The organism is Lolliginicoccus suaedae (assembly GCF_008312885.1).
GTDB lineage: Bacteria > Actinomycetota > Actinomycetes > Mycobacteriales > Mycobacteriaceae > Lolliginicoccus > Lolliginicoccus suaedae.
Genome location: NZ_VSSO01000002.1, coordinates 628,714 through 653,207 on the forward strand (window position 1 = coordinate 628,714; position 24,494 = coordinate 653,207).

The following is a 24,494-nucleotide window of genomic DNA, read 5'->3' on the forward strand; positions in this document are numbered from 1 at the left end:
CAGGGCAATTCTTAGCGAGTGCTAAGGGGCCGCAGCGCCAGAACCTCGCATCCTTCCCATTTCTCCCGCTTGATCGAACATATGTTCTATACTGCTCGTGGCGCGTCACCTTCCCCCGCGCCATCGTCGTAGTGGGCCCAGCGTCGTGATGGGCCCAGCGTCGTAGTAGGGCCGGTTTCTTGATGGGGAAGGGGCGCGCATGGGATGGTCCGATGGCCCGCCGTCATGGCCGGAGCTGGAGCGGATCCTCTCCGGACGCCCGGACCCGCGGGAGGCGGATCACCCCGGGGATGGGAACGATAGCCCGGCCTGGTCCCGCGTCCGCGAGCCCTATGCCGCGCCTCCCCGAGAGGGGGAATCCAGCCCGGCCACGGTGCCCTACGCGGAGCTGCATGCCCACACGGCGTTCAGCTTCCTCGACGGCGCGAGCCACCCGGAGGAGATGGCGGAGCAGGCTGCCAGGCTGCGGCTCGATGCACTGGCCATCACGGACCACAACGGCCTCTACGGGGTGGTGCGCTTCGCCGAGGCCGCTCGCGAGCTGGGGCTGCGCACGATCTATGGCGCCGAGCTGACCGTGGGCACGAGCGAGCCGCGCACGGGCAGCCCGGATCCGCCGGGGGCGCACGTGCTGGTTCTCGCGCGGGGCGCGGAGGGCTACCGCAGGCTCTCCCGCTGTATCGCCGCCGCGCACCTCGAGGGCGGGCACAAGGGCACCCCACGCTTCGGCCTCGCGGGCCTCGCCGACGCTGCCGGGGGGCACTGGCAGATCCTCACGGGCTGCCGCAAGGGGCATGTGCGGGCAGCGCTGGAGCGGGGCGGGCCCTCGGCCGCGGAGGTAGCGCTGCGCGAGCTCGTCGAGCTGTTCGGCCGTGAGCATGTGGCCGTCGAGCTGACCCGGCATGGCCTGCCCGATGACGACGAGCGCAATGATGCCCTGTACCGGCTTGCCCGCGCGCACGGCCTGCGGGTGGTCGCCACCACAGCCGCGCACCACGCCACTCCGTCCGGGGGTCGTCTGGCGCACGCGATGGCGGCGATCCGGGCGAGGTCGAGCCTCGATGAGGTCTCCGGCTGGCTGCCCCCGGCGGGGCAGGGCTTCCTGCGGCCGGGCGAGGAGATGGCGCACCTGTTCGCGCACTACCCGGAGGCGGTGCCCACGGCCGCCGAGATCGGGCACGAGTGCGCGTTTGACCTGAGGCTGATAGCGCCGAGGCTGCCCCCATTCACGGTCCCGGAGGGCCACGACGAGGACAGCTGGCTGCGCGAGCTCGTCATGACCGGGGCGCGCGAGCGGTATGGGCCGCCCGCTGGCCATCCGGGGGCCTACCGGCAGATCGAGCATGAGCTGCGGGTGATCAAGCAGCTCGGCTTCCCTGGCTACTTCCTCACCGTGCATGACATCGTCGGGTTCTGCCGCGGCCACGGCATCCTCTGCCAGGGGCGGGGCTCGGCCGCGAACTCGGCGGTGTGCTACGCGCTGGGCATCACCAACGTTGATGCGGTGACCAATGGACTGCTGTTCGAGCGGTTCCTCGCCCCGGAGCGGGACGGGCCCCCTGATATCGACCTCGACATCGAGTCGGACCGCCGGGAGGAAGCGATCCAGTATGTCTACGCCCGCTATGGCCGCACCCACGCTGCCCAGGTGGCCAACGTGATCACCTACCGGGGCAAGTCCGCGGTGCGCGACGCGGCCCGGGCGCTGGGCTTCCCGCAAGGGTCCCAGGACGCGTGGAGCAAGCAGGTGGATCGCTGGCATGGCGTGCGCGTGGATGCGGAATCCAGTATTCCCCGCCCGGTGCTGGAGCTTGCCGCGCAGCTCGAGGGCTATCCGCGCCACCTGGGCATCCACTCCGGTGGCATGGTGATCTGCGACCGTCCCATCGCCGAGGTGTGCCCGGTGGAGTGGGCGCGCATGCCCGGCCGCAGCGTCCTGCAATGGGACAAGGATGATTGCGCCGCCGCTGGCCTGGTCAAGTTCGACCTGCTGGGGCTGGGCATGCTCTCGGCGCTGCACTACGCCATCGATCTCCTCGCCGAGCACAAGGGCATCACGGTCGACCTGGCCCGCCTCGATCTCGCCGAGGCCGCCGTCTACGACATGCTGTGCCAGGGCGATTCGGTGGGAGTGTTCCAGGTGGAGTCCCGCGCCCAGATGGCTACCTTGCCGCGGCTGCGGCCGCGCACCTTCTTCGACCTGGTCGTGGAGGTGGCGCTCATCCGTCCTGGTCCCATCCAGGGCGGCTCGGTGCATCCGTACATCCGGCGCCGCAATGGTGCCGAGCCGGTCGCCTACGATCACCCAGCCCTGGAGAAAGCACTCGGCAAGACGCTCGGCATCCCGCTGTTCCAGGAGCAGCTGATGCAGATCGCGGTGGACATCGCGGGATTCAGCACCGCCGAGGCCGATCAGCTGCGTCGCGCGATGGGGTCCAAGCGGTCCCCGGAGAAGATGGAACGCTTGCGCGCCCGCTTCTACGACGGCATGCGCGAGCTGCATGGCATCACCGGCGCCACCGCCGACCGCATCTACGAGAAGCTGCGTGCCTTCGCCAACTTTGGTTTCCCCGAGAGCCATTCGCAGAGCTTCGCCGCGCTGGTCTTCTACTCGGCATGGTTCAAGCTGCACCATCCCGCAGCGTTCTGCGCGGCGTTGCTGCGTGCCCAGCCGATGGGGTTCTACTCGCCGCAGTCCCTCGTCGCGGATGCCCGCCGGCATGGGGTGCGCGTGCACCGTCCCGATATCAACGCGAGCCTCGAGCACGCGACCCTCGAGGAGCAGGGCACCGAGGTGCGGCTCGGGCTCGCTGCGGTCCGGGGGATCGGTACCGCCACCGCGGCCACGCTGGTGCGGGAGCGGCAGCAGCACGGTCCCTACCAGGACCTCGAGGAACTGTCCCGCCGCGCGGGCCTGTCCACCGCCGAGCTGGAGTCCCTCGCCACGGCCGGGGCATTCGCGGGCCTCGGGCTAGACCGCCGGGAAGCGCTCTGGGGCGCTGGCGCGGCCGCGCGCGCGACGGGCGGACACCTGCCGGGGACGGTTGTCGCCACGACCCCGTCGCTGCCGGGCATGAGCGCGCTCGAGCTTGCCGCCGCCGATGCCTGGGCCACGAGCATCACCCCGGACCAGTACCCGACCGAGTTCCTGCGCCAGCATCTCGACGCGCTCGGCGTCACGCCCGCCGACAAGCTGCTCGCGGTGCCGGACGGGCAACGCATCCTCGTCGCGGGAGCCGTGACCCACCGGCAGCGTCCCGCCACCGCGCGGGGCGTGACGTTCCTCAGCCTCGAGGATGAGACCGGATTGGTGAACGTGCTGTGCTCGCCGGGATTGTGGAAGCGCTACCGGGTCCTCGCCCGCACCTCTACCGCATTGCTGGTGCGCGGCATCATCCAGAATGCCGAGGGGACCGCCACGATCATCGCTGACCAGCTCAACGCGCTGGACCTGCGCATGGCGGCCACGCGCTCACGGGACTTCCAGTGAAGCGGGCTCCCGCAGGTGGTCCAGGACCAGAGTCACGAAGGGATCAGGGGAAGGGGAACGGCACGAACGGAACCGGCCCCGAGCAAGGCTGGAACAGTGCCGGGCCGATCTCGCACAGGAACCAGGCAAGGTGCTGGCCGAGCTGGAAGGCCTGGTCCGGAGTGAAGGGAAAGAACACGAGCGCCCCCTATGTCGATGCTGCCGCCATCAATGCTGGCCGGGCAACTGCTGCTGCCAGAATGATCCGTGGAATGCCCGGAATTCTAGCGCCGTGCCCGGCCCAGCAGGAGCGGAACACCACCGACCGATGATTATCGACGCGTATATCAAGCCGAACAGCACCAAGGGGCCCCTCGTCGAGACCGGCGAGGATGGAGTACTCGTCGTATTCGTGCGGGCGCCCGCGGTGGAGGGCAAGGCCAACAAGGCTGCCATCGAGGCCCTCGCCGCGCACTTCGGGGTGCGGCGGGGCGCTGTATCCCTGCTCAAGGGCGCCACCTCACGACGCAAGCGCTTTGTTATCGACGTTCCCGGGCACCGCTAGAGTGATGCCGGATAGACCCATACCAGCACGACCACCCCGAGGACACCGCATGGCATTCGCGAGCTCCCCCTGGCTGCGCACCTTCAAGACCACTCCGGGCACGCCCCGCACCGACCTGGTGTGCTTCCCGCCCGCCGGCGGGTCCGCCAGCGCCTACCACGGCCTTGCCAAGGAGCTCGCGCCCGGCATCGCGGTAGCGGCGGTGCAATACCCAGGACGGCAGGACCGCCTCGACGACCCCATGATCGACACCATCGAGGGCATGGCCAGCGCCATCGCCGAGGCGATCACAGCCTCCCGCAGCGTTGGTCGGCCACTCGCGCTGTTCGGGCACAGCATGGGCGCGAGCGTGGCCTTCGAGACTGCCCGCGCGCTCCACGAGCGTGGCGCCGCGTCCGCCCACCTCATCATCTCTGGCCGCATCCCACCGCATCATCCGCGCGACACCGCGTTCCACAAGGCCACTGATGCGGATCTCATCACCGAGCTCGAGCGGCTCGCCAACGATCCCGCGAGCGTGCAGATCCTTCGCGAGGTGCCCGAGATCGCCGAGATGGTGCTGCCCTCGGTGCGTAATGACTACAAGGCCGTCGAGACCTACCACTACCAGTCAGCTACCCCGTCGCTCGACTGCCCGCTGACCGTCTTCGTCGCGGACGACGATCCCACCGTCACCGTCGAGCAATCCCGCGAATGGGCCCGCCACACCACCGGTCCGTTCGACCTCGTCACTTTCCCGGGGCGGCACTTCTACCTCGATGAGCAGACCGAGGCCGTCGCCAAGAACATCGCCACCCTCATCGGCGGATAGGCGCTGCCCGCTGCCCGCGTGGCCTACACCGCTCCGTGGAAGCCGTGCTGCCGCCAGGCCTCGTACACCGCCACGGCCGCGGAGTTGGCGAGGTTCAGCGAGCGGCGCCCCGCGAGCATGGGGATCCGCACCCGGTTGGTGACGTGGGGGTCATCGAGCACCTCCGCGGACAAGCCCGTTGGTTCGGGGCCGAACAGCAACACATCGCCCGGCTCGTAGGCGATCTCGGTGTGCGGGGTGGTGGCGTGCGCGGTGAAGGCATGAACCCGCTGCGGGCGCAGCGCTGCCCAGGCTGCCTCAAGGTCCTCGTGCACGGTGACGGAGGCGAGGTCGTGGTAGTCGAGCCCGGCGCGGCGCAGCTTCGGTTCGCTCAGGTCGAACCCGAGCGGACCGACGAGATGCAGCTCGCTGCCCGTGGCGGCGGCCAGCCGGATGGCGTTGCCGGTATTGGGCGGGATGCGGGGCTCGTGGAACATCACTCGGAACACGACACCCATTCTCCGGGGTCGGGGCGGCCAGCCCCAACCCGGGATGGGTATCCCTCCGTCGACCCCGTCACAGCTGCCCGTCCGCTGCACTGGCCTAACCTGCCTCGCTACCCCCGCTGCACTGGCCGAACCTGCCTCGGTTGTGTGAGGCTTTGCACCCAGGAAGGCGCGATCGAGGGTGCATTTGGTAACACAACCGGCGGTCCCGGGCGGCCGACGCGCGCAACCGGCGGCCCCGGGCGGCCGACGCGCGCAACCGGCGGTCCCGGGCGGCCGACGCGCGCACACCAGCAGTCCGCCAGCCCGCGAAACCCGCTACTGCACCGAGGCGTGGTAATCGCCGGTGCGGGCGATCGAGCCCATGATCTCGCGGACGGAGTCGAAGTAGCCCGCCAGCACCTCCTGCGCGCGAGGGGCGCTGGGGGTCTGCGAGCTGAGGAACAGGCCGTCCTCGGTGCGCACGAGCCACATGTTGGCGTTGCTCGTGCGGCCCTCCCCGGTGAAGATCAGCCCGTTGCGGTGGGCCTCGGTCCTCGCGCCGGGCATGCGCCGGGTGTCGAGGTAGTTGACCATCTGCGGGGTGCTGGTGGGCGGCGCGAGCCGACCCTCGGCGATGAAGCGCGCGAGCACGGCGTGCACGGGGGTGGGCGCGAGGTCCTTCGCGGTGTTGAAGCTGTCCTGGGCGCGGGGCAGCAGCGCGGCGAAGGTCGGGTCCGCGGGGAGCGGGAACGCGACGGGAACAAAGTTGCAGAACCAGCCCTGGGAGAGGGCGTGCTCGGGGGCGCGGGTGGAGAGCACGGTGAGCCCGAAGGAGGTGGTGGAGCCGGTGAGCTGGTGCTCGGCGAGCGCGAGGACCGCGAAGATGGCGCCGCTGGGGCGTGCTCCGTGGCTCGCGCAGGCCTGCTCGAAGGCGGTGGCGCCAGCATCATCGAGCAGGTGGTGGGTGACGATGCGCACGGGAGCGGTCTCGCCCGGGGCGAGGCCGAGGTCGAGGGGGAAGCGGGGGATGCGCCAGTCGCCGAGGGCGAAGATCCCGGACCAGCGTTGCTGCAAGTCCGGATCGGTGGCGAAGCGGTGGGCGGCCTCGGTCTCGCGCAGCGTGTAGGCGGTGTGGGGCTGGGCGAGCTCGGTGGGGAAGGTGAATGCCGCATCGGCGGCGTGGGCGAGGTAGCGCTGGGCGAGCTCGCTGAGGGCGAGGCCGTGGGAGATGCCATCGGTGAGGGCGTGGTCGGCGCCGTAGTAGAGCGTGAACGAGCCGCCGTGGTCGATGGCGCCGAACGCGCAGCCCGGCGCGCTCCAGGGGACGCATTGGGCTGCGAGGTGCTCGGTGATGTGGCGCGCGGCATCTGCGCTAGCGACGGCGTCCCCGTCGCGCAGCGTGGTCGCGATGCCTTCCGGTGGGTGGACGAGGCGGGTGTAGCTGCCGTCGCGTTCCTCGAAGAAGGTGCGGGTGTTCTCGTGGGTGGCGCTGAATCCGGTGACGGCCGCGGCGAGGGCATCGCGGTCGAGCGGCTGGTCGATGCGGGTGAGGCCCCCGATGAACGCCCGGTAGGGCTGGCCCGCTGCCTGGTTGGCGGTGGCGGCGCGCAGGTGATCGAGCTGCAGGAAGCTGGCGGTGTGCTCGCGCGGCGCGCTATCGGCCCGGGGCGCGGGCGAGACGGTCACGGGGATGCCTCCGGTGGCGTTCCACTCGGACAGGGCGGTGAGGATCAAGCGGTCCTCCTGTTCATCGGGGGCTCGTTCGTTGGGTTCCCGGGCGGGAGCGGGCGTGCTCAGGCAGCGACGGGGGTGGTGCTGGCGCTGCGCAGCACCGTTGTGAGCTCGCTGAGGAATGCCTCGATCGCCTGGTGCGCCTGGGGGGCATCGGGGTAGCGGGTGGAGACGTTGAGCCCGTGGGGGGTGCGGTTGATCCAGAAGTAGACCTCGTTGCTGCTGTAGCAGTCGGAGCGCAGGGCCCGGCCCTGGATGTCGGGCATGCGGTCGGCCTCGGGGAGGTAGCGGATGTCGACGTAGGAGACCACGAAGCGGGGTGTCGCGGTGGTGCCGAGCAGCTCGGCGACGCGGGCGAACGGGGCGAGGGCGAGTGGCTTGGTGGCGGCGAGCGCGCGGGTGGCGGACTGGAGCGCGCCGGGCAGGTCCTGGCCGTGGGCGACCGAGAGCGTGAGGGGGACGATGTTGACGAACCAGCCCATCGATTCGGCCCAGCTCTCGTGGACGCGGGTGTGCACGGGCATGATCGTGGAGAAGGTGGTGCTGCCGCTAGTGCGGGCCTGCGCCAGCGCGAGGGCGGCGAGGATGCCGGCCTGCGAGCTGAAGCCGTTGGCGCGGCAGGTGGTGTTGAAGGCGTGCGCCTCATCGGGGGCGAGGAGCCAGCGGGAGAGGCTGGCCTGCCTGCCAGTTCCGGTGGTGGCCGAGACGGGGCCGCTGGCGGGCTCGACGGGAGCGAAGGCGGGGAATTGCCCGTCGTGCTGGTCGAGGAACTCGCGCCAGGCGTGGACGGCGGGGGCCTCGGGGTCCAGCGCCGCGCACGCCTTCTGCTCGAGGGCGGCGAAGTCGAGGTGGCTTCCGTAGGACTTCGTGGTGGTGTGCTCGGTGCCGTCGATGATGTCGTTGTAGAGCGCCCGCAGCTCGCTGATGGCGATGACCTGGCTGTAGGCGTCCATCACGGAGTGGTCGGCGCCGAAGATGCAGAGGAAGGAACCCGTGTCGCTGCTGGGCTCAAGGGTGGCGAGGATGCAGTGCGGCCAGGCCAGTGGCGAGAGGGCGGTCTCGAACTGCTCGGTGAGGAAGTCGCGGGCCTCGGCGCCGGTGCGGGCGCGGGTGACAGGGACGGGCACGGCGTCGATGGCGTCGGCGGGAAGCGTCTGGCGGGCCCAGCCTGCGGGCGTGGGGATGACGGTGGTGCGCAGGGCCTCGTGGCGGGCGAACCAGGTGGTGATGAGGGTGCGCATGGCGTCGGCGGAGTAGGGGCGCTCGATGCGGAACGCGGAGCCGATCCAGCTGCCGCGGCCGGGTCGGTCGGTGGCGCGGTCGACGCGGTCGCAGTGCTCGCGGTGCGCGGAGGCGAGCGGCCGGGGATCCGGGGCCCAGCTTCCGCGGGCGGCCACGGGGGTCCAGGTGGTGAGGCGGCCGTCGGGGAGCGGGTATTGATCGAGCTCGGTGTATTCCATCGTGGCCCCTTATTTCCTATCGCAGGGTTTGTTTTCTGGCGGCTTGCGATGGATTGATCGTAGGGAGCATCAAACTCTTGCGGGGATCGTGCTGCGGAGTGGGTCGGATCACGCTTGCAATAGTGCTGTGGATGTGAATAATCCTGCGATGCCCGGTATTTCGCTTCGTTCCAGTACGTCACTTGCCTGGTCAGGGAACGATCGACGTAAAGATCTCCCGAGGTGGTCGAGGCGTGAATGCGTCGCTATTGTCGCCTTCATCGGCTTTCTGTCGCAGTGATGCCCGTTATTGTTCTCGGCGGCGTTAAAACCGTTGCGGCCATGTTTCGCAGGGCGTCCGGGCGGGCAACGCGAGATGAATACCGGGTGCTGTGACAGTCCATTCACCGAGCCTGCCGAGTGAGCGCCATCACGGCGAGCGGGGCCGAGCGTGATATCTCACTCGCGCGCGGGCTGCGGCGTGGCGGGCGCCCGCAGGGCCTCGCGCCATTCCGACCACAGCGCGTTCATGACGTGGCCGGAGGCGTCGGTCCGTGGGTAGCGGGAGCGCAGGAAGATGCCGCGCTCGTCGCGCCAGAGCCAGAACTGGGCGTCGTCGGCGACGGTGGAGTTGCTGATGTGCACGGGATCGGTGCAGGTCGCGCCGTCGTGGCCGGGGGCTATGCCAGGCAGTGCCCGATAGTCGATGTAGGACAGCATGTAGACGTCCTGGCGGGTGCGCTGGAACTCGTCGGCGAGCGCGGTGAGCACGTGCGCGAGGGGGACGGGGGCGAGCTCGAGGGCGCTGCGGAAGGCTGCGTGGTTGGCGGCGAGGTTGGTGGCGAAGCTGGCGCTGGGCACGTTGATGGTCAGCGCGACGGTGTTGGTGTACCAGCCGAACGTGCGGTCGGACAGGGGCCGGTGGCGGGTATGGACGGGCATGAGGATGTCTTGCCGCAGAGGGCCGCCGCAGGCCTTGGTGGCCATGCCGAGCGAGGTGGCGAGCCCGCTGAACATGCTGCCCCCGTGGGTGCGCACCCATTTCTCGAAGTGGTGGGCCTGGTGGGCGTCGAGGAGCTGCCGGGAGTCGTCGGCCTGCGGGTGCAGCGTGCCGGGCTCGCCGATGCCGAGGGGGAGCGGGAACGAGGGCGCGGTGCCGCCGGAGGAGCGCAGGTAGTGCAGCCAGCGCTGGATGCGCCAGTCCTCGCGGGGGGTGGGGGGCATGGCGGTCTCGTGGGCGGTGTCGGCGACGAAGTCCCCGGCGTCCCCGGGCGCGAGGGGGGTGCCGTGGTGGGCGGCGAGGTAGTCGCGGGAGAGCTCGTGGATGGCGAGCGCGATGGAGTAGGCGTCGGCGTGGACGTGGTCGAACGCGGCGATGATCGTGGCGGTGCTGCCGTGGTCGATGGCGAGGAAGCGCATGGCGGGGTAGCGGGTGGGCCGGCAGTGCTCGCCGAGCAGGCGGGCAAGGAGCTGCTGCATCTGGCGAGGTGTGGTGGCGTCGTGGGGGAGCCGCTGCGGCCCGGTGATGGTGGTGCTGGCGTGGATGTGCCGGGTGACGGTGCCGTCCTGAGCCCGGAACTCGCTGCGCAGGGTGGGATGGCGCTGCAGGAACGCGGTGAGCGCGGTGGCGAGCGCGGCGCGGTCGAGGGCGTGGGTGACGGTGAAGGCCGCAGCGAGCCAGACGCTGCGCCCGTCGGGATCGGCGGTGGCTCCCGCTAGGTGGAACTGCTGGTTGAACGAGGGGGCGATGGGGGAGCGGGTGGGCGTCCCGGTGGTGGTGATGGGCCATTCCCAGATCTCGCCGGGCTGGGGCTGGTAGCGGCTGATCGTGGTGAGCTCCATGCCGATAGGAGCTTAATCGGCGCGGTCTCCTGCTGCAGCGTAAGCGCGGTCCATGGTGGCTCGCAGCGGGATATCCGGGTCGAAGTCGAGGCCGAGGGCTTGCATGTTGGTGCTGATCAGTTGCAGCGTCCAGCCGCAGAGCAGGCCCTCGAGCTGCGCGGCCTCGGGGACGCCGGTGCGCCGCCAGCGGTTGACGGTGGCATCGACGAGGCCGACGAGCGCGAAGGCGAGGGGCTCGGCGCTGGAGGTGTCGGCGCCGATCGCGTCGAGGACCGCGGTGAACAGGTCGGCGATCTGGGTGGCGATGGTGGTCTTGGCGGTGGTGGCGACGTCGGGGCCAGCGGTGCCGTCGCGGGATGCGCGGGAGCCCACGAAGTGGTGCAGGTGGGGGTGCTCGGTGGTCCAGGCCAGGTAGGTGTGGACGCTGTCGTGGATGAGCTCGGTGGGGGTCCGGGCCAGGTCGAGGCGGGGCGCGAGGTCGGCGAGGACCTTGTCGGCGATGTGCGCGCGGATCTGGTAGTCGAGGTCGGCGCGGTCGCGGAAGAACCGGTAGATGACGGCGCGGGTGACATGGGCGTGCTCGGCGATGCGGGAGACGCCGACGGCGGGGCCGTCCTTCTCGATAGCGGTGAGCGCGGAGTCGAGGATCTTCTGTCGGCGGGCCGCTTTGTGGTCCTCCCAGCGCACGGCGCGGCGGTCGGTGGGGCGATCATCCGGGCGGGGGCTGCGGGGAGTTGTCCTGGGCACGCCGAAAAGATTATCGAACAAACCCCTTGTGTGTAACACGTTGGATCACATAGATTGCTGATACACGATGACTCAGGTACCTGGGCTCGACTCTCCAGAGGAGCAAAAACCATGGCCCGCAGCACCATCCGCAACAAGGTCTACGTCGTCGGCGTCGGCATGACGAAGTTCGAGAAGCCCGGCTCCCGCGACTGGGACTACCCCGACATGGCCCGCGAGGCCGGCATCAATGCCATCGACGACGCCGGGATCGCCTATCACGAGATCGGCCAGGCCTACGCCGGCTACGTCTACGGCGAATCCACCTCCGGCCAGCGAGCCATCTATGAGCTCGGCATGTCCGGCATCCCGATCGTCAACGTCAACAACAACTGCTCCACCGGCTCCGCGGCACTGTTCCTCGCCGCGCAGGCCATCCGCGGCGGATCCACCGACTGCGCTCTCGCCCTCGGCTTCGAGAAGATGCAGCCCGGCTCGCTCGGCTCCACCTACGACGACCGCGAGCAGCCCATGATGCGCCACCTCCTCGCCCTCGCTGAGCTGCAGGAATTCGCCATGCCCCCGGCGCCCTACATGTTCGGCGCGGCCGGGCGCGAGCACATGGAGCGCTACGGCACCACTGCCGAGCAGTTCGCGAAGATCGGTGTCAAGAACCACCGGCACTCCCGCAACAACCCCTACGCGCAGTTCCAGGTGGAGTACACCCTCGACGAGGTGCTCGGCGCCAAGCAGATCTACGCGCCCCTGACCAAGCTGCAATGCTCCCCGACCTCCGACGGCGCCGGTGCCGCAATCCTCGCTAGCGAGCGCTTCGTCGAGGAGCACGGGCTCTCCGGCCAAGCCGTCGAGATCGTCGGCCAGTCCATGGTCACCGATATGCGCTCGACCTTCGACGACAACAGTGCCATCAGCCTCGTCGGTGCCGACATGACCCGCACCGCCGCCCGGCAGGTCTACCAGCAGGCCGGCATCACCGCCGACGACATCGACGTGATCGAGCTGCACGACTGCTTCTCCACCAACGAGCTCATCACCTACGAGGCCCTCGAGCTGTGCGGGCCCGGCGAGGGCGGCAAGCTCATCGACAACGATGACACCACCTACGGAGGGCGCTGGGTCGTCAACCCCTCCGGCGGCCTGATCTCGAAGGGCCACCCCCTTGGCGCCACCGGCCTCGCCCAGTGCGCCGAGCTGACCTGGCAGCTGCGCGGCACAGCCGGTGCCCGCCAGGTCGACAGCGCCGCCACCCCCAGCGGCGTGGCGCTGCAGCACAACATCGGCCTCGGTGGCGCAGTGGTCATCACCGCCTACCGCCCCGCCGAGCGCTAGCCCACCCCACCCCAGCAAGAAAACCCCAGCAACAACCGATCGAAGGAACCCCTCATGGCATCCGTATCCGTCTCCGCCCACGTCCCCGCCGCCCCCGAGAAGGCCTGGGACCTGCTCTGCGACCTCACCCGCTGGGACGAGTGGCTCACCATGCACGTCAAGTGGAAGGGTGAGATCCCCACCGAGATCGGCACCGGAACCACCATCACCCAGGTCGTCTCGGTCATGGGCATGGCCAACAAGATCGAGTGGAACGTCGATGAGTACGACGCGCCCCGCCTCGTGCGGATCTCGGGCACCGGAATGGCCGGGGTGAAGGTCGAGTTCGTCCTCTCCGTCGCCCCCGAGGACGCGGGATCCAACGTCACCATCGACGCTTCCTTCACCGGCACGATGATCGTTGGACCGATCGGCAAGGCCGTCGCCAAGAACGCCCGGGCCGACCTCGAGACGTCCATCGCGAAGTTCACCGAGCTGCTCGGCTGAGCCCGCCATGACACCCTCCGCCAGTCCTCCAGCCACTCAGGCCGTCGCGTTCGACTCCTCGGGCCTCGGCGAATGGACCGATCCCGAGGTCTTCGACGTCACCGCGGAGCGCATCGCTGCCTACGCCGCGGCCACCAACGACCCCATCGCCAGGCACCGCGACGGCACCGTCGCGCCACCGGTGTTCGCGGTGGTGCCAGTCTTCTTCTCGATGGCACCGGCCGCGCTGTCGGTCGCGCCACCGGAGCTGCTGATGAAGCTCGTCCACGGCGAGCAGGACTTCCGCTTCCACCGGCCCATCCTCGCCGGGGACCAGCTCACCGTGCGAGCACGGCCGATCGGCTTCACCGGTAGGCCCAACGGCTCCACCGTGGTCGTCTACGCCGAATCCCGGGATCGCGGTGGCGAGCTCGTCAACGAGCAATGGATGACCGCGTTCTTCCGCAACGTCGATGCCGGCGAGACACGGGGCGAGCAAGCCCCGGAGCACCGGTTCGATGACTCTCTGCGCGAGCAAGCACCCGTGGCAACGCTCGCGCAGCACATCGACGAGGACCAGACCTACCGCTACTCGCCGGCCTCGGGCGATCCCATGCCCATCCACCTCGATGACGAGATCGCCCGCATGGCCGGGCTGCCCGGGATCATCAACCACGGCCTGTGCACCATGGCCTTCGCCTCCTGGGCAGCGCTCACCGAGCTCGGCGACGGCCAGACCGAGCGGCTCCGGCGCCTCGCGGTCCGCTTCGCCAAGCCCGTCCTGCCCGGGCAGGACATCACGACCCGGATGTGGGCGAGCCCGCAGCGGCAGAGCACCTACCACTTCGAGACCAGCGTGGCCGATACGCCCGTCCTCACCGATGGACTGATCGAGCTCGCCTAGTCCCAGAGATCCGCCCGAGAGATCCGCCAGCCCCCTCAAGGAGCCACCCACGATGAACACGCTCGACGGAAAAGTCGCCATCGTCACCGGCGCCGGGCGCGGCATCGGCCGCGAGCACGCACTCCTGCTCGCCGCCGAGGGAGCCCGCGTCGTCGTCAACGATCTCGGCGGCGCCAACGATGGCACCGGCACCGACGCCGGGCCCGCCCAGCAGGTCGTCGACGAGATCACCGCCGCTGGCGGCACCGCCGTGGCCAACACCGACAACATCGCCACCTGGGCCGGGGCCGAGCGTCTCGTGCAGCAGGCCATCGACACGTTCGGCGACCTTCACATCCTCGTCAACAACGCCGGCATCCTCCGCGACGCGTTCCTCGCCGGCATGACCGAGGAGCAGTGGGATGCCGTCATCGCCGTGCACCTCAAGGGCCACGCCGCCCCCACCCACCACGCGGCCGCGTACTGGAAATCGCGCGCCAAGGCTGGGGAGCACGTCAACGCGGCAGTGATCAACACTTCCTCGGCGTCGGGCACGTTCATGCCCAACGCGGGGCAGAGCAACTATGGCGCAGCCAAGGCCGGCATCGCCGCGTTCACCCTCGTCGCCGCGGACGAGCTCGAGCGCTACGGCGTGCGCGTCAACGCCATCGCTCCCATCGCCCGCACCCGCCTCACTCTCGCCACCCCCGGCATGGGCGCGATCTTCGCCGAGGAAGTCCCGGAGGGGGAGTTCGATCCCTTCAGCCCCGCCAATATCGCGCCGCTCGTCGTCCGGCTCGCCCACCCCGAGTGCAAGCTCACCGGCAAGGTCTACGCCGTGCAGGGCGGCGCCATCACCGAGCTGCACGGCTGGACCGGCGGCACCACCATCGAATCCGACGGCCCCTGGACGGTTCGCGACCTCGCGGACCGCCTCGGGTGAAAGGCACCATCATGGCATCGGCCAGCACAGAAGCATCCGCTAGCGCCCTGCGTGCTATCGAGCATGGCGTCGGTATCCTCGACGAGCATCGCGCGCTCGCCGACTCCGTCCGCGCCTTCACCGAGCGCTATATCCGCACCGAGGACGTCCGCGCCGAGATCGACGCCACCGACGAGGAACGCACCCCGCCGTTCTGGTCCGAGCTCGCCGGCCAGGAGCTCCTCGGGCTCGCCATCCCCGAGGAGCACGGTGGCAGCGGCGAGGGGATCCTCACCCTCGCCGTGGCGCTCGAGGCGCTCGGGCGCCGCATCGCCCCCGGCCCCTTCGCGCCCACCGTGCTCGCGAGCGCCATGATCAGCGCCTCGGACTCCAAAGCACGCGTCGAGCTGCTGCCGGGCCTCGCTCGCGGGGAGAAGGTGGCCGCCGTTGCCCTGCGTGGCACGTTCACCGCCACCCGCGATGCTGACGGCCTCGTCCTTGACGGTCACGCCGATGCGGTGCTCTCCGCCGAGCACGCCGACATCCTCGTGCTGCCCGTCACGCTCGGCAACGATGAGACCCTCTGGCTCGCTGTCGACGCCGCCGAGGTCCACGCCACGGCCCAGGACAGCATCGACCTGCTGCGCGGCTCCGCCCGCGTCGAGGCACGCGGCGCGCGCATCAGCACCGGGCGCATCCTTGATGGTCTCGGGCACGAGCACGGCCAGGCACTCGCCACCACGATCCTCGGCGCCGAGGCGCTTGGCATCATGTCCTGGTGCGTCACCACGGCCGCGGAGTACGCCCGCGTCCGCGAGCAGTTCGGGCGGCCCATCGGGCAGTTCCAGGGCGTCAAGCACCTCTGCGCGCGCATGGGAGTTGCCCTGGAGAAGGCTCGCGCCGTCATCTGGGATTCCGCGAGCGCCCTCGACAACAACGACGACACCGCGGCCCTCGCTGCTTCCATCGCCGCGACGATCGTGCCCCGCGCCGCGGTCACCGTCGCGCAGGACTGCATCCAGGTGCACGGCGGCATCGGTTTCACCTGGGATCATGACGCGCACATTTACTACCGGCGGGCGCTGGCCATCCGTGGCGCGCTCGATCACCACGACGCGCACGCCCGCCGCGTGGCCGATTCCGCGCTTGCCGGGACCACTCGGGGATCGACCATCGAGCTGCCGCCCGAGGCCGACTCGATCCGCTCGCGCATCCGGTCCGCCCTCGAGCCGATCGCGGGCATCACAGACGAGGACGAGCAACTCATCGCCCTCGGTGACGGGGGATGGGTGCAGCCGCACCTGGCCGAGCCGTACGGCCGCGCCGCGGCCCCGCTCGAGCAGATCGTCATCGCCCAGGAGATCGACGCCGCCGGGATCGCTATGCCCCAGCTGCTCATGGGCGGGTGGGCGATCCAGGCCATCGTCGCGCACGGCAGCGAGCAGCAGAAGCGCGACCTCGCCGTGCCCACCCTGCGCGGCGACCTGGTGTGGTGCCAGCTATTCTCCGAGCCCGGCGCGGGATCGGACCTCGCCTCGCTCAGCACCAAGGCCGTGCGCGCCGAAGGCGGATGGAGGGTGACTGGCCAGAAGATCTGGACGACCGTGGCGCAGTTCGCGGACTGGGCGATGCTCATTGCCCGCACCGATCCCGACCAGCCCAAGCACCAGGGCATCACCTACTTCGTGCTCGATATGTCCAGCCCCGGCATCACCGTCCGGCCGCTGCGCGAGATGACCGGTTCAGCGCTGTTCAACCAGGTGTTCCTTGATGATGTGTTCATCCCGGACGAGAACGTCGTCGGCCAGGTCAACGACGGTTGGCATGTCGCCCGCACCACCCTCGCCGGGGAGCGGGTGGCGCTGAGCCAGAAGATGGAGGCCTACGCCACCGATCGTGACCTGCTGCAATTCGCGCGCGGCCGCGACCTCTCGCCGACCTCGCTGGTGCGCCTCGGCGAGCTGCTCGCCGAGAGCCAGGCCGTGGACCTCATCGGCGCGCGCGTCGTGCTCAAGCAGCTCGCCGGCATCGACGTCAGCACTACCTCCTCGGTGGGGAAGCTGCTCGCCATGTCGCTCGGCCAGGCGATCTCCGAGTTCGTCGTGGAGGAGCTCGGCCCCGCGGGCACGGCAGCGGTGCCCGGCGAGCCCAGCGACAAAGCCATGGAGCAGCTCCTCGCCGGTCGTGCCACCACCATTTATGGCGGCACCACCGAGGTGCAGCTCAACGTCATCGGCGAGCGCATGCTGGGCCTGCCCCGGGACGCTGACCCCGTGGCCGCGCGGTGACCGAGGGCATCACGCAGCCGGGCCGCGCCATCGTCCAGGGCGCAGGCAGGGATCTCGTCATCCTCGTGCACGGGTTCTCCGACAGTGCCGACGGGTGGCATCGCGTCCAGCCGATCCTCGCGCGCGGGCGCACCGTGGTGGCCATCGACCTGCCAGGCTTCGGGCAGTCCCACGAGGCATGGCCGCTGCCGCTGCTCGAGACCTACCGCGACCTGATCCTCGCGGTAGCACGCGAGCACGGCCGCGGCGGGACCACCACGATCGTTGGCAACTCCCTCGGTGGCGTCGCCGCAGCGCATGCCGCCGCTCACGCCCCGGACCTGATCGATAGGATCGTCCTCGCCGATGTGCCCGGGCTCGCGCCGACTCCGCCGCTGTGGGCGCGAGCCTCCTCGGACCGGGCCGAGGCAATCCTGCGCGCGCTCACGCGCAGGCTTCCCGCCCCGGCGGCCATCACTGTGTTCGAGCTCGTGTTCAGCGCCGCGGCCCGGCACCGCAAGCGCCTCGACATCGCAGCCCGCCGCGCCGTGCGGGAGAACTACCCCCACCCGAGCACGGTCGTCGCGCTGCTGCCCAAGGCCCGCGATGTGCTGCGCGCCATCGACGAGCTCGACCTGCCTGGCCTGATCGCGGACCTGTCGATGCCCGTGCACCTCGTCTGGGGCGAGCGTGACTGGCTGACACCCCCGCGCACCGGCCGCCACCTGCTCGCCCACCCCCATGTGAGCAGTGCCGTCCTCCCTGGCTGCGGGCATTGCCCGCAGCATGACCGGCCGCGCGCCTTCGCCACGTACCTCGAGGCCGTGCTCGGCGCCCCCCGTGACGCGGTCGGCCAGGACACCACCGAGAGAAAAGAGATCGTTCCGTGAACCTGCTTCGAAGCGTGCCCCGCATCACTGGGACCGTCCACGGCGCCCGCGCCATGATCGCCTCCGGCATCGTGCCGCTCTCGCGGCCCGGCCTGGGGCTCCGGTCCATCCGCGCTCTCCGCCGGGAGGGACCGTTCGTGGGGGCGATGCAGGTTCCGCTCGGGCGCGCGCCGCATACCGTGGCACTGATCGACGATGCCGGGCCGATGACGTACTGGGAGCTCGATCAGGGATCGACCGCGTTGGCGCGGGCGTGGGGGTCGTGCGGGCTCGGCAGTGGATCAGTGGTGGCGACGCTCTGCCGCGACCACCGGTACCTCGTGATCGCCATGCTGGCCGCAGGCAAGCTCGGGGCCCGGCTCGTGCTGCTCAACACCGGGTTCTCGGGGCCGCAGCTGCGCGCCATCGCCGAGCGCGAGAAAGTCGACGCATTGGTGCATGACAGCGAGTTCGACGCGATCGTCGCGCATGCGCCCGCTTCGGTGACCACCTACCTGGGCTGGCACGACCCGGATGCCCCAGCGCGCCGCTCTTGCCCCTCGATCAGCGACCTCATGCTCTACCCGCCCACGCTGCCGCTGCCCCGGCCCCGCTCGTCGCGCGGATTCGTCCTCCTCACCAGCGGCACCACCGGCACCCCCAAGGGTGCGCCACGGGAACGGACATCGATCTTCTCGACCGGCCAGTTCCTCGACCGCATCCCGCTGCGCGCGGGCGGGACCACGATCATCGCTACTCCTGTGTTCCACGGCACGGGCCTGTCGCAGCTGCTGATCGCGCTCGCGCTCGGAAGCACCGTCGTGCTCGCGCGCAGGTTCGACCCCGCCACCACGCTCGCAGCGATCGAGGAGCACCGTGCCGACTCCGTGATCGTCGTGCCCACCATGCTCCACCGCATGCTCGAGGTGGATGCAGCCGCCGCGGAGCGCCGCGACACCTCGTCGCTCCGGGTGATCCTCACCGCTGGATCCGCGCTCGCCCCCGAGCTGCAGCGCCGCGCCGCCGAACGGTTCGGCGATGTGATGCACAACCTCTACGGCTCCACCGAGGTCGCGGTGGCCTCGGTAGCGACGCCCGACGAGCTGCGACGGGCGCCGGGCACCGTCGGCAGGCCACCCGCGGGATGCCAGGTGATTCTCGTTGACCGCGACGGCAACGAGGTGACCGTGGCCCATAGCCGCGGGCGGGTATTCGTGGGGAGCGGGCTCTCCTTCGAGGGCTACACCGATGGCAAGTCCCGCGAGACCTACCGGGGCCTGCTCGATACCGGGGACATCGGTCACTGGGACTGGTCGGGCCTGCTCTATATCGATGGCCGCGCCGACGACATGATCGTCTCGGGCGGCGAGAACATCCACCCCATCGCGGTGGAGAACAGCCTCCTCGAGCATCCGGGCGTGAGCGATGCCGCGGTGATCGGAGTGCCGGACGAGGACTTCGGGCAGCGACTGCGGGCGTACGTCGTGCCCGCCGCCGAGGGCGGGGGAGCACCCGAGGATCTCGCGGATTCCGTTCGCGATCACGTTCGCTCCCAGCTTGGCCGGCTAGCCGTGCCGCGTGATGTGGTGATTGTCGAGGAACTTCCGCGCAATGCCACCGGCAAGCTGCTCCGGAGCGTGCTCCAGGATAGTGTGCTGCAGGATACAGAGACGGTCATCACAATAGATGAGAACGTGCGGCGCTGATACATTCAAGGGTTGCGGGATGGTGGTGATCCCGGGGCGCTATTCGTACACGGAAGCACTCGGGCTGGGCCTTTTGAGCAGTGCTTTCTTCTTTGGCGGGGGAGTGGGAAGCGCCTGGCGGCATGGCTGTTTCGCTGGTTCGCGGACTGATTGCCGGGCCTACTTGATGTTAAGCAAGGAATAATGCGCGGTCCCGGAATGCCGCAATTGTTGCCTTTTCTGTTACGCGGGCAATAACTGCCGGGCCTCGCCCGAAAATGGTGCTCCGCGCTATTCCTTGAATCCCTTTACGATCAGCGCATGGCCATACGACTCGCACCGCTCGACTGCGCCGCCTACCGGGTGGAAGCCGCCACCGGTCGTCGCGTGGCCAGCCAGGCCGTGTGGAAATACGATCGCCCCGTCGATCACGACGCCCTCGCGCGCTTCCACCGCCGGCTCGGGCAGGGCCCGCTCGCGCGCCGCATCGCTCCAGCCAGCATCCCCGCCGCCGGTGACCGCTGGATCAAGGAACCGGCCAACCCACCCATCGAGCATGCGCCCGCGCCGCTGCCCGATCACACCATCGAGGACTGGATACGCGACCGCAGCCACGACCCCGTCAGTGGCACCGGTCCCACCTGGCGCATGGCCGTCGCCGACCTCGAGTCCGGTGGCGCCATAGTCTCCGTCCTCGCCTCGCACAGCATCGTCGACGGGCAGGCATTCACCTACGCGCTCCTCGCCGCCGCCTCGGATGCCGCGCTCGAGGTCCCTGCCGGAGAAGCAGCACCACGCGCTGCCTCCGTCCTCGCCGATGCGCGATCCGTCCTCGCCGCCGCGCCCGCGACCTTGCGGACCCTCGCCTCGCTGCCCAGCGCGCTCGCTGCCAGCAAGCCAGCGCACCGCCCAAGACCACGCACCACCGAGGTCGCCGCCGAGGCCGCCGACGTCATCGCGCGGCTCACCACCGCGAGCGGCGAGTTCCGCTTCCCCGGCGTATCGCTGCCCGTGGCCAGCCACGACTGGACCACCCGTGCCACCGAGCTCGGCGGCACCCCCAACTCGCTTTTCATGGCCATCGCCGCGGACATCGCTGCTCGCCTCGGCCGTATCGCCGACGACGGATCGGTGCAGCTCGCCATCCCGGTCAGCGAGAGGAAGCCTGGCGATGATCGCGCCAATGCCATCACTGGAGTGACCATCTCGCTCGACCCCCTCGCCGCCCGCGAGGGGCTCGGTCCAGTCCGGACGCTCACCAAGAACAAGCTGAGCGAGGCCAAGGGCAAGCCGCACCCGCTCGAGCCGCTCATCCCGATCATCACCGCGCTGCCCCGGCCCGCCGTCCGCGCGCTCGCCGGAACGATCCTCAACGGCGACTACCTCAGCGTCGGTTGCTCCAATGTTGGCGTCGCTCCCGAGCAGCTCCTGTCCATCGACGGCACCCCCGCCACCCACATGATGATGACCTTTGTGCTCCAGGGATACCGGCCCGAGCAGATCCTCGGCACCGGCGGCCGCCTCAATATCGGCATGCTCGAGGCCGCCGGAGTGATACGCCTGCGCGTCTACGGATTCGACCCGCGCGTACCCCTCGACGACGAGGGCCTGCGCGAGCTCGGCGCTGATGCCGTGCGCTCCTGGGGGCTCGCCGTCCAGCCCTGGTAGGTCCTGACCAGCTCACCCGTTCCCCGGCACCGACGAGAGGCAAACCGCATGAACGAACCAACCCTCGCCATCGACGCGCGGGGCCTCGCCAAGCACTACGGGACCTTCGCTGCCGTCACCTCCGTCGACCTCGCAGTCCCCACCGGCACCGTCCACGCCGTGCTCGGGCCCAACGGCGCCGGCAAGACCACCACCGTGCGCATGCTCGCCACCCTCACCCGGCCGACCGGCGGCACCGCCCGCATCCTCGGCCACGACATCGTCCGCGACGCCACCGCCGTGCGCTCCCTCATCGGGCTCACCGGCCAGTACGCCAGCGTCGACAATGACCTCAGCGCCCGCGAGAACCTCACCATCTTCGCCCGGCTCCTCGGCTACAACCGAGCCCGCGCCCGCGCCCGCACCGACGAGCTCCTCGAGGAGTTCAGCCTCACCGGATCCGCCACCAAGCCACTGAAGAGCTTCTCCGGCGGGATGCGCCGCCGCCTCGACCTCGCCGCCAGCCTCATCGCCGAGCCACCGCTGATCTTCCTCGACGAGCCCACCACCGGCCTCGACCCCCGCACCCGTGTCGACATGTGGAACACCGTGCGCTCGCTCGTGGCGCGCGGCTCCACGATCCTGCTCACCACCCAGTACCTCGAGGAGGCCGACGAGCTCGCTGATCGCATCACCGTCATCGACCACGGCACCGTCGTCGCCGAGGGCAGCCCCGACGAGCTCAAGGACAGCATCGGCCACAGCGTGCTGCGCATCACCGTCACCGACCCGCACGACACCCTCCGCGCTGCCCGCATCGTCGCTGGCCTCACCGGCACCGAGGCCTCCGCCGCCACGCCTGGAACCCTCACTGCCGCGCTCGCTAGCACCAGCGAGGTGCCCGAGGTGCTCCTCGCGCTGCGCGCCGCCAGCATCGGCATCCGCGACCTCGCCATCGAGCGCCCCGACCTCAACGCTGTCTTCTTCGCACTCACCGGCCACCCGCACCAGAAGGACGCCGCATGACCATCACCCGCGCGCCCGCCCGCCCCGCCGAGCCCATCACCCGCGTGACGCTGCCGGCCACGTTCCACCAGACCCGCATGATGGCCTACCGCGGACTGCTCAAGCTGCGCCGCAGCCCCCAGCAGCTCTACGACGTCATCATCCTGCCCATCGTGGGCACCGTGCTGTTCGCCACCATCTTCGGCGGCGTCGTCACCGGCAGTGTCGACACCTACCTGCCGTTCCTCATCCCTGGCGTGCTCGTGCAGATCATTGTCACCGTCAGCGTCGTCACCGGCGTGCAGCTCTCCGACGACATCAGCAAGGGCATCTTCGACCGCTTCAACGCGCTGCCCGTCGCCCGCATCGCCCCGCTCGCCGGAGCTCTCGCCGCCTCCACCATCCGCTACGCCATCGCCGCGATCATGACCATCCTCGTTGGCTACCTCATGGGCTACCGAGCCGAGAGCATTCCCGGGCTGCTCCTCAGCGCCATCCTGGTCGTTCTCGCTGGGTTCGTCGTCAGCTGGATCTTCGCGCTCCTCGGTGTGCTCCTCACCGAGCCCTCCGCGGTCCAGGGCCTCTCCATGCTCGTGCTGACCCCGCTGATGTTCGCCTCCAACGCGCTCGTGCCCATCGAGACCATGCCCGGCTGGATGCAGGCCGTCGCCCGCTTCAACCCCATATCCCACCTGGTCTCGGCCCTGCGCGAGCTCACCATGACGGGCAGCCCCGGCAGCGACACCGCCTGGGCGATCCTCGGCCTCGCCCTCATCCTCGCGGTGTTCGTGCCTCTCACCGTGGGCGCCTACATGCGCCGGTCCTAGGCAGCCTGGCCGATGGGTCGTGGGCCCGCTTTGACGAGCAGGCACGAAAACCTGGAACAATAGCGGGCGTGACGGCGACAAGACTTGATGGCAAGGCCACCCGCGACGAACTCTTCCACGATCTCGCAGCACGCGTCGAGGTGCTCAAGTCCCGCGGCATCCAGCCCGGGCTAGGCACGATCCTCGTCGGCGACGACCCCGGCTCGGCAGCATACGTGCGCGGCAAGCACGCCGACTGCGCGCGCGTCGGCATCGCTTCCATCCGGCGCGACCTGCCCGCCGACATCACCCAGGAGAAGCTGCTCGCCACCATCGACGAGCTCAACGCCGACCCGGCCTGCACCGGCTACATCGTGCAGCTGCCCCTGCCCAAGCATCTCGACGAGAACGCCGCCCTCGAGCGGGTGGACCCCGACAAGGACGCCGACGGGCTGCACCCCATCAACCTTGGCCGGCTCGTCCTCGGCAAGGAAGCACCCCTGCCGTGCACCCCGCGCGGCATCGTGCACCTGCTGCGCCGCTACGACGTTCCCATCGCCGGTGCCCACGTCGTCGTTGTCGGCCGTGGCATCACCGTGGGCCGACCGATCGGGCTGCTCCTCACCCGGCGCAGCGAGAACGCCACCGTCACCCTCTGCCACACCGGCACTCGCGACCTCGCTGCCCACGTCCGCCAGGCCGATATCATCGTCGCCGCAGCCGGAGTGCCTGGCATCATCACCGCCGACATGGTCAAGCCCGGTGCCGCAGTCCTCGACGTCGGCGTGAGCCGTGTCGACGGCAAGCTCGCCGGTGATGTTGCCCCCGAGGTGTGGGAGACCGCCGACTACGTATCGCCCAACCCCGGCGGGGTGGGACCCCTCACCCGGGCTTTCCTCATCGCCAACGTCGTCGAGCGCGCCGAGCGGCAGCAAGGCTGATCGAGCCACCGGCACGGTTGGCCGGCGCGCGGCGATAGATCCCTCGCGCCCGGCGCCCACGCCGCTAGGTTGAGCAGTGCACGAGGTCGGCCGGTGCAATACCCGGCCGCTGGACAGCGTCACTATGCAGCACCACCGCAGGTGACCGGCAGACAAAGGGGGCACGAGTGGCACCGCGCATCCATCCAGCGCGGCGGGAGCAGATCCGCGCCGCGATGTCGCATGTGCCGCTCGCCATCATCAGCGTGTTCCTGCTGCTCGCGCTCGTGCTCGTGCTGCAGGACCGCTGGCGGCGCGGGGCATTCGTCCTCGGTGTCACCGCGCTGCTCGCCGCCTGGTTCAGGCTCATCCTGCCGGAGATCCAGGCCGGGCTGATCGCAGTGCGCAGCAAGCCCTTCGACGTATCCGTGCTCGTATCCATGGGCGTCATCATCGTGTGGCTCACCCTGTCGATCGATCCGCTCGGCACCGACTAGCTGGTAGCGGCGGCGCTCGGGCTTGGGCCGCTGGTCTTGGGCCAGCTTGGGGCCGCCTGGGTGCGCTTTGGGCCGCCCGGGGTCGCCGCCTGGGCGCGCCGCCGCAAACGCGATAGAAGCGGTAGGAA

21 protein-coding genes are annotated in these 24,494 nt (G+C 69.9%); 15 read left to right on the forward strand and 6 right to left on the reverse strand.

Features of this window, described 5'->3' with window-relative positions; genetic code table 11:
* The first annotated feature begins 199 nt into the window (after nt 1-199).
* The gene (locus FXO18_RS08540) at nt 200-3,490 is read left to right on the forward strand and encodes an error-prone DNA polymerase (protein ID WP_149360633.1); all 3,291 of its coding nucleotides are present in this window, start codon (nt 200-202) and stop codon (nt 3,488-3,490) included.
* 43 nt (nt 3,491-3,533) lie between these two features.
* Here FXO18_RS08540 and FXO18_RS16165 read toward each other — a convergent pair whose 3' ends face one another.
* Complete coding sequence (locus FXO18_RS16165; protein ID WP_268884925.1) at nt 3,534-3,668, reverse strand: hypothetical protein; 135 nt, start codon at nt 3,666-3,668, stop codon at nt 3,534-3,536.
* A 129-nt stretch (nt 3,669-3,797) separates the two neighbouring features.
* Here FXO18_RS16165 and FXO18_RS08545 point away from each other — a divergent pair, with 129 nt between their 5' ends.
* Both FXO18_RS08545 and FXO18_RS08550 read left to right on the forward strand, forming a co-directional pair.
* Nucleotides 3,798-4,034 (forward strand): DUF167 domain-containing protein, encoded by a 237-nt coding sequence (locus FXO18_RS08545; RefSeq protein WP_149360634.1) that lies wholly within the window; start codon nt 3,798-3,800, stop codon nt 4,032-4,034.
* A gap of 49 nt (nt 4,035-4,083) precedes the next feature.
* Nucleotides 4,084-4,845: a thioesterase II family protein gene (locus FXO18_RS08550; RefSeq protein ID WP_149360635.1), complete on the forward strand. Its 762-nt coding sequence runs from the start codon at nt 4,084-4,086 to the stop codon at nt 4,843-4,845.
* A gap of 23 nt (nt 4,846-4,868) precedes the next feature.
* Here FXO18_RS08550 and FXO18_RS08555 read toward each other — a convergent pair whose 3' ends face one another.
* The 5 genes from FXO18_RS08555 to FXO18_RS08575 all read right to left on the reverse strand — a co-directional run bounded on the left by FXO18_RS08555 (nt 4,869) and on the right by FXO18_RS08575 (nt 11,071).
* Nucleotides 4,869-5,333 (reverse strand): tRNA (cytidine(34)-2'-O)-methyltransferase, encoded by a 465-nt coding sequence (locus tag FXO18_RS08555; protein WP_149360636.1) that lies wholly within the window; start codon nt 5,331-5,333, stop codon nt 4,869-4,871.
* Nucleotides 5,334-5,648: 315 nt separating this feature from the next.
* Nucleotides 5,649-7,046 carry a condensation domain-containing protein gene (locus tag FXO18_RS08560; protein WP_187774254.1) on the reverse strand — a complete coding sequence of 466 codons (1,398 nt, stop codon included), beginning with the start codon at nt 7,044-7,046 and terminating at the stop codon, nt 5,649-5,651.
* A gap of 59 nt (nt 7,047-7,105) precedes the next feature.
* Nucleotides 7,106-8,503 (reverse strand): condensation domain-containing protein, encoded by a 1,398-nt coding sequence (locus FXO18_RS08565; protein ID WP_149360638.1) that lies wholly within the window; start codon nt 8,501-8,503, stop codon nt 7,106-7,108.
* Between the two features lie 438 nt (nt 8,504-8,941).
* Nucleotides 8,942-10,324, reverse strand: a complete 1,383-nt coding sequence (locus tag FXO18_RS08570; RefSeq protein WP_149360639.1) for a condensation domain-containing protein — start codon at nt 10,322-10,324, stop codon at nt 8,942-8,944.
* Between the two features lie 12 nt (nt 10,325-10,336).
* A complete protein-coding gene (locus tag FXO18_RS08575; protein ID WP_187774255.1) occupies nt 10,337-11,071 on the reverse strand; it encodes a TetR/AcrR family transcriptional regulator in 735 nt (244 codons plus the stop codon).
* Between the two features lie 111 nt (nt 11,072-11,182).
* Between FXO18_RS08575 and FXO18_RS08580 the strand changes: the two genes are divergently transcribed.
* The 12 genes from FXO18_RS08580 to FXO18_RS08635 all read left to right on the forward strand — a co-directional run bounded on the left by FXO18_RS08580 (nt 11,183) and on the right by FXO18_RS08635 (nt 24,366).
* Nucleotides 11,183-12,400 carry a lipid-transfer protein gene (locus FXO18_RS08580; protein WP_149360641.1) on the forward strand — a complete coding sequence of 406 codons (1,218 nt, stop codon included), beginning with the start codon at nt 11,183-11,185 and terminating at the stop codon, nt 12,398-12,400.
* A gap of 54 nt (nt 12,401-12,454) precedes the next feature.
* Nucleotides 12,455-12,886, forward strand: coding sequence for a type II toxin-antitoxin system Rv0910 family toxin (locus tag FXO18_RS08585; RefSeq protein WP_149360642.1), 432 nt, complete (start codon nt 12,455-12,457; stop codon nt 12,884-12,886).
* A gap of 7 nt (nt 12,887-12,893) precedes the next feature.
* Entirely contained in the window at nt 12,894-13,769 is an 876-nt protein-coding gene (locus FXO18_RS08590; RefSeq protein ID WP_149360643.1) for a MaoC/PaaZ C-terminal domain-containing protein, read from the forward strand.
* A gap of 52 nt (nt 13,770-13,821) precedes the next feature.
* The gene (locus tag FXO18_RS08595) at nt 13,822-14,691 is read left to right on the forward strand and encodes an SDR family oxidoreductase (protein ID WP_149360644.1); all 870 of its coding nucleotides are present in this window, start codon (nt 13,822-13,824) and stop codon (nt 14,689-14,691) included.
* A gap of 11 nt (nt 14,692-14,702) precedes the next feature.
* A complete protein-coding gene (locus FXO18_RS08600; protein ID WP_149360645.1) occupies nt 14,703-16,958 on the forward strand; it encodes an acyl-CoA dehydrogenase in 2,256 nt (751 codons plus the stop codon).
* Nucleotides 16,955-17,827, forward strand: a complete 873-nt coding sequence (locus FXO18_RS08605) for an alpha/beta fold hydrolase (protein ID WP_149360646.1) — start codon at nt 16,955-16,957, stop codon at nt 17,825-17,827. Before FXO18_RS08600 ends, FXO18_RS08605 begins: the two co-directional genes overlap by 4 nt.
* Nucleotides 17,828-17,880: 53 nt before the next feature.
* Nucleotides 17,881-19,512 carry an AMP-binding protein gene (locus FXO18_RS08610; RefSeq protein WP_223114636.1) on the forward strand — a complete coding sequence of 544 codons (1,632 nt, stop codon included), beginning with the start codon at nt 17,881-17,883 and terminating at the stop codon, nt 19,510-19,512.
* 300 nt (nt 19,513-19,812) lie between these two features.
* Entirely contained in the window at nt 19,813-21,159 is a 1,347-nt protein-coding gene (locus FXO18_RS08615) for a hypothetical protein (RefSeq protein WP_149360647.1), read from the forward strand.
* 48 nt (nt 21,160-21,207) lie between these two features.
* Entirely contained in the window at nt 21,208-22,164 is a 957-nt protein-coding gene (locus FXO18_RS08620; RefSeq protein ID WP_149360648.1) for an ATP-binding cassette domain-containing protein, read from the forward strand.
* Nucleotides 22,161-22,970 (forward strand): ABC transporter permease, encoded by an 810-nt coding sequence (locus FXO18_RS08625; RefSeq protein WP_235900536.1) that lies wholly within the window; start codon nt 22,161-22,163, stop codon nt 22,968-22,970. Before FXO18_RS08620 ends, FXO18_RS08625 begins: the two co-directional genes overlap by 4 nt.
* 68 nt (nt 22,971-23,038) lie before the next feature.
* Nucleotides 23,039-23,890, forward strand: a complete 852-nt coding sequence (locus FXO18_RS08630) for a bifunctional methylenetetrahydrofolate dehydrogenase/methenyltetrahydrofolate cyclohydrolase (protein WP_187774256.1) — start codon at nt 23,039-23,041, stop codon at nt 23,888-23,890.
* Between the two features lie 215 nt (nt 23,891-24,105).
* Nucleotides 24,106-24,366: a DUF3017 domain-containing protein gene (locus tag FXO18_RS08635; RefSeq protein WP_149360820.1), complete on the forward strand. Its 261-nt coding sequence runs from the start codon at nt 24,106-24,108 to the stop codon at nt 24,364-24,366.
* The last annotated feature ends 128 nt before the right edge of the window (nt 24,367-24,494 follow it).

Coding starts and splice junctions, on each gene's coding strand:
- FXO18_RS08625 (WP_235900536.1), top strand. CDS start 22,161: ATGACCATCACCCGCGCGCCCGCCCGCCCCGCCGAGCCCATCACCCGC.
- FXO18_RS08565 (WP_149360638.1), bottom strand. CDS start 8,503: ATGGAATACACCGAGCTCGATCAATACCCGCTCCCCGACGGCCGCCTC.
- FXO18_RS08540 (WP_149360633.1), top strand. CDS start 200: ATGGGATGGTCCGATGGCCCGCCGTCATGGCCGGAGCTGGAGCGGATC.
- FXO18_RS08545 (WP_149360634.1), top strand. CDS start 3,798: ATGATTATCGACGCGTATATCAAGCCGAACAGCACCAAGGGGCCCCTC.
- FXO18_RS08635 (WP_149360820.1), top strand. CDS start 24,106: ATGTCGCATGTGCCGCTCGCCATCATCAGCGTGTTCCTGCTGCTCGCG.
- FXO18_RS08580 (WP_149360641.1), top strand. CDS start 11,183: ATGGCCCGCAGCACCATCCGCAACAAGGTCTACGTCGTCGGCGTCGGC.
- FXO18_RS08590 (WP_149360643.1), top strand. CDS start 12,894: ATGACACCCTCCGCCAGTCCTCCAGCCACTCAGGCCGTCGCGTTCGAC.
- FXO18_RS08550 (WP_149360635.1), top strand. CDS start 4,084: ATGGCATTCGCGAGCTCCCCCTGGCTGCGCACCTTCAAGACCACTCCG.
- FXO18_RS08570 (WP_149360639.1), bottom strand. CDS start 10,324: ATGGAGCTCACCACGATCAGCCGCTACCAGCCCCAGCCCGGCGAGATC.
- FXO18_RS08600 (WP_149360645.1), top strand. CDS start 14,703: ATGGCATCGGCCAGCACAGAAGCATCCGCTAGCGCCCTGCGTGCTATC.
- FXO18_RS08620 (WP_149360648.1), top strand. CDS start 21,208: ATGAACGAACCAACCCTCGCCATCGACGCGCGGGGCCTCGCCAAGCAC.
- FXO18_RS08610 (WP_223114636.1), top strand. CDS start 17,881: ATGATCGCCTCCGGCATCGTGCCGCTCTCGCGGCCCGGCCTGGGGCTC.
- FXO18_RS08585 (WP_149360642.1), top strand. CDS start 12,455: ATGGCATCCGTATCCGTCTCCGCCCACGTCCCCGCCGCCCCCGAGAAG.
- FXO18_RS08595 (WP_149360644.1), top strand. CDS start 13,822: ATGAACACGCTCGACGGAAAAGTCGCCATCGTCACCGGCGCCGGGCGC.
- FXO18_RS08615 (WP_149360647.1), top strand. CDS start 19,813: ATGGCCATACGACTCGCACCGCTCGACTGCGCCGCCTACCGGGTGGAA.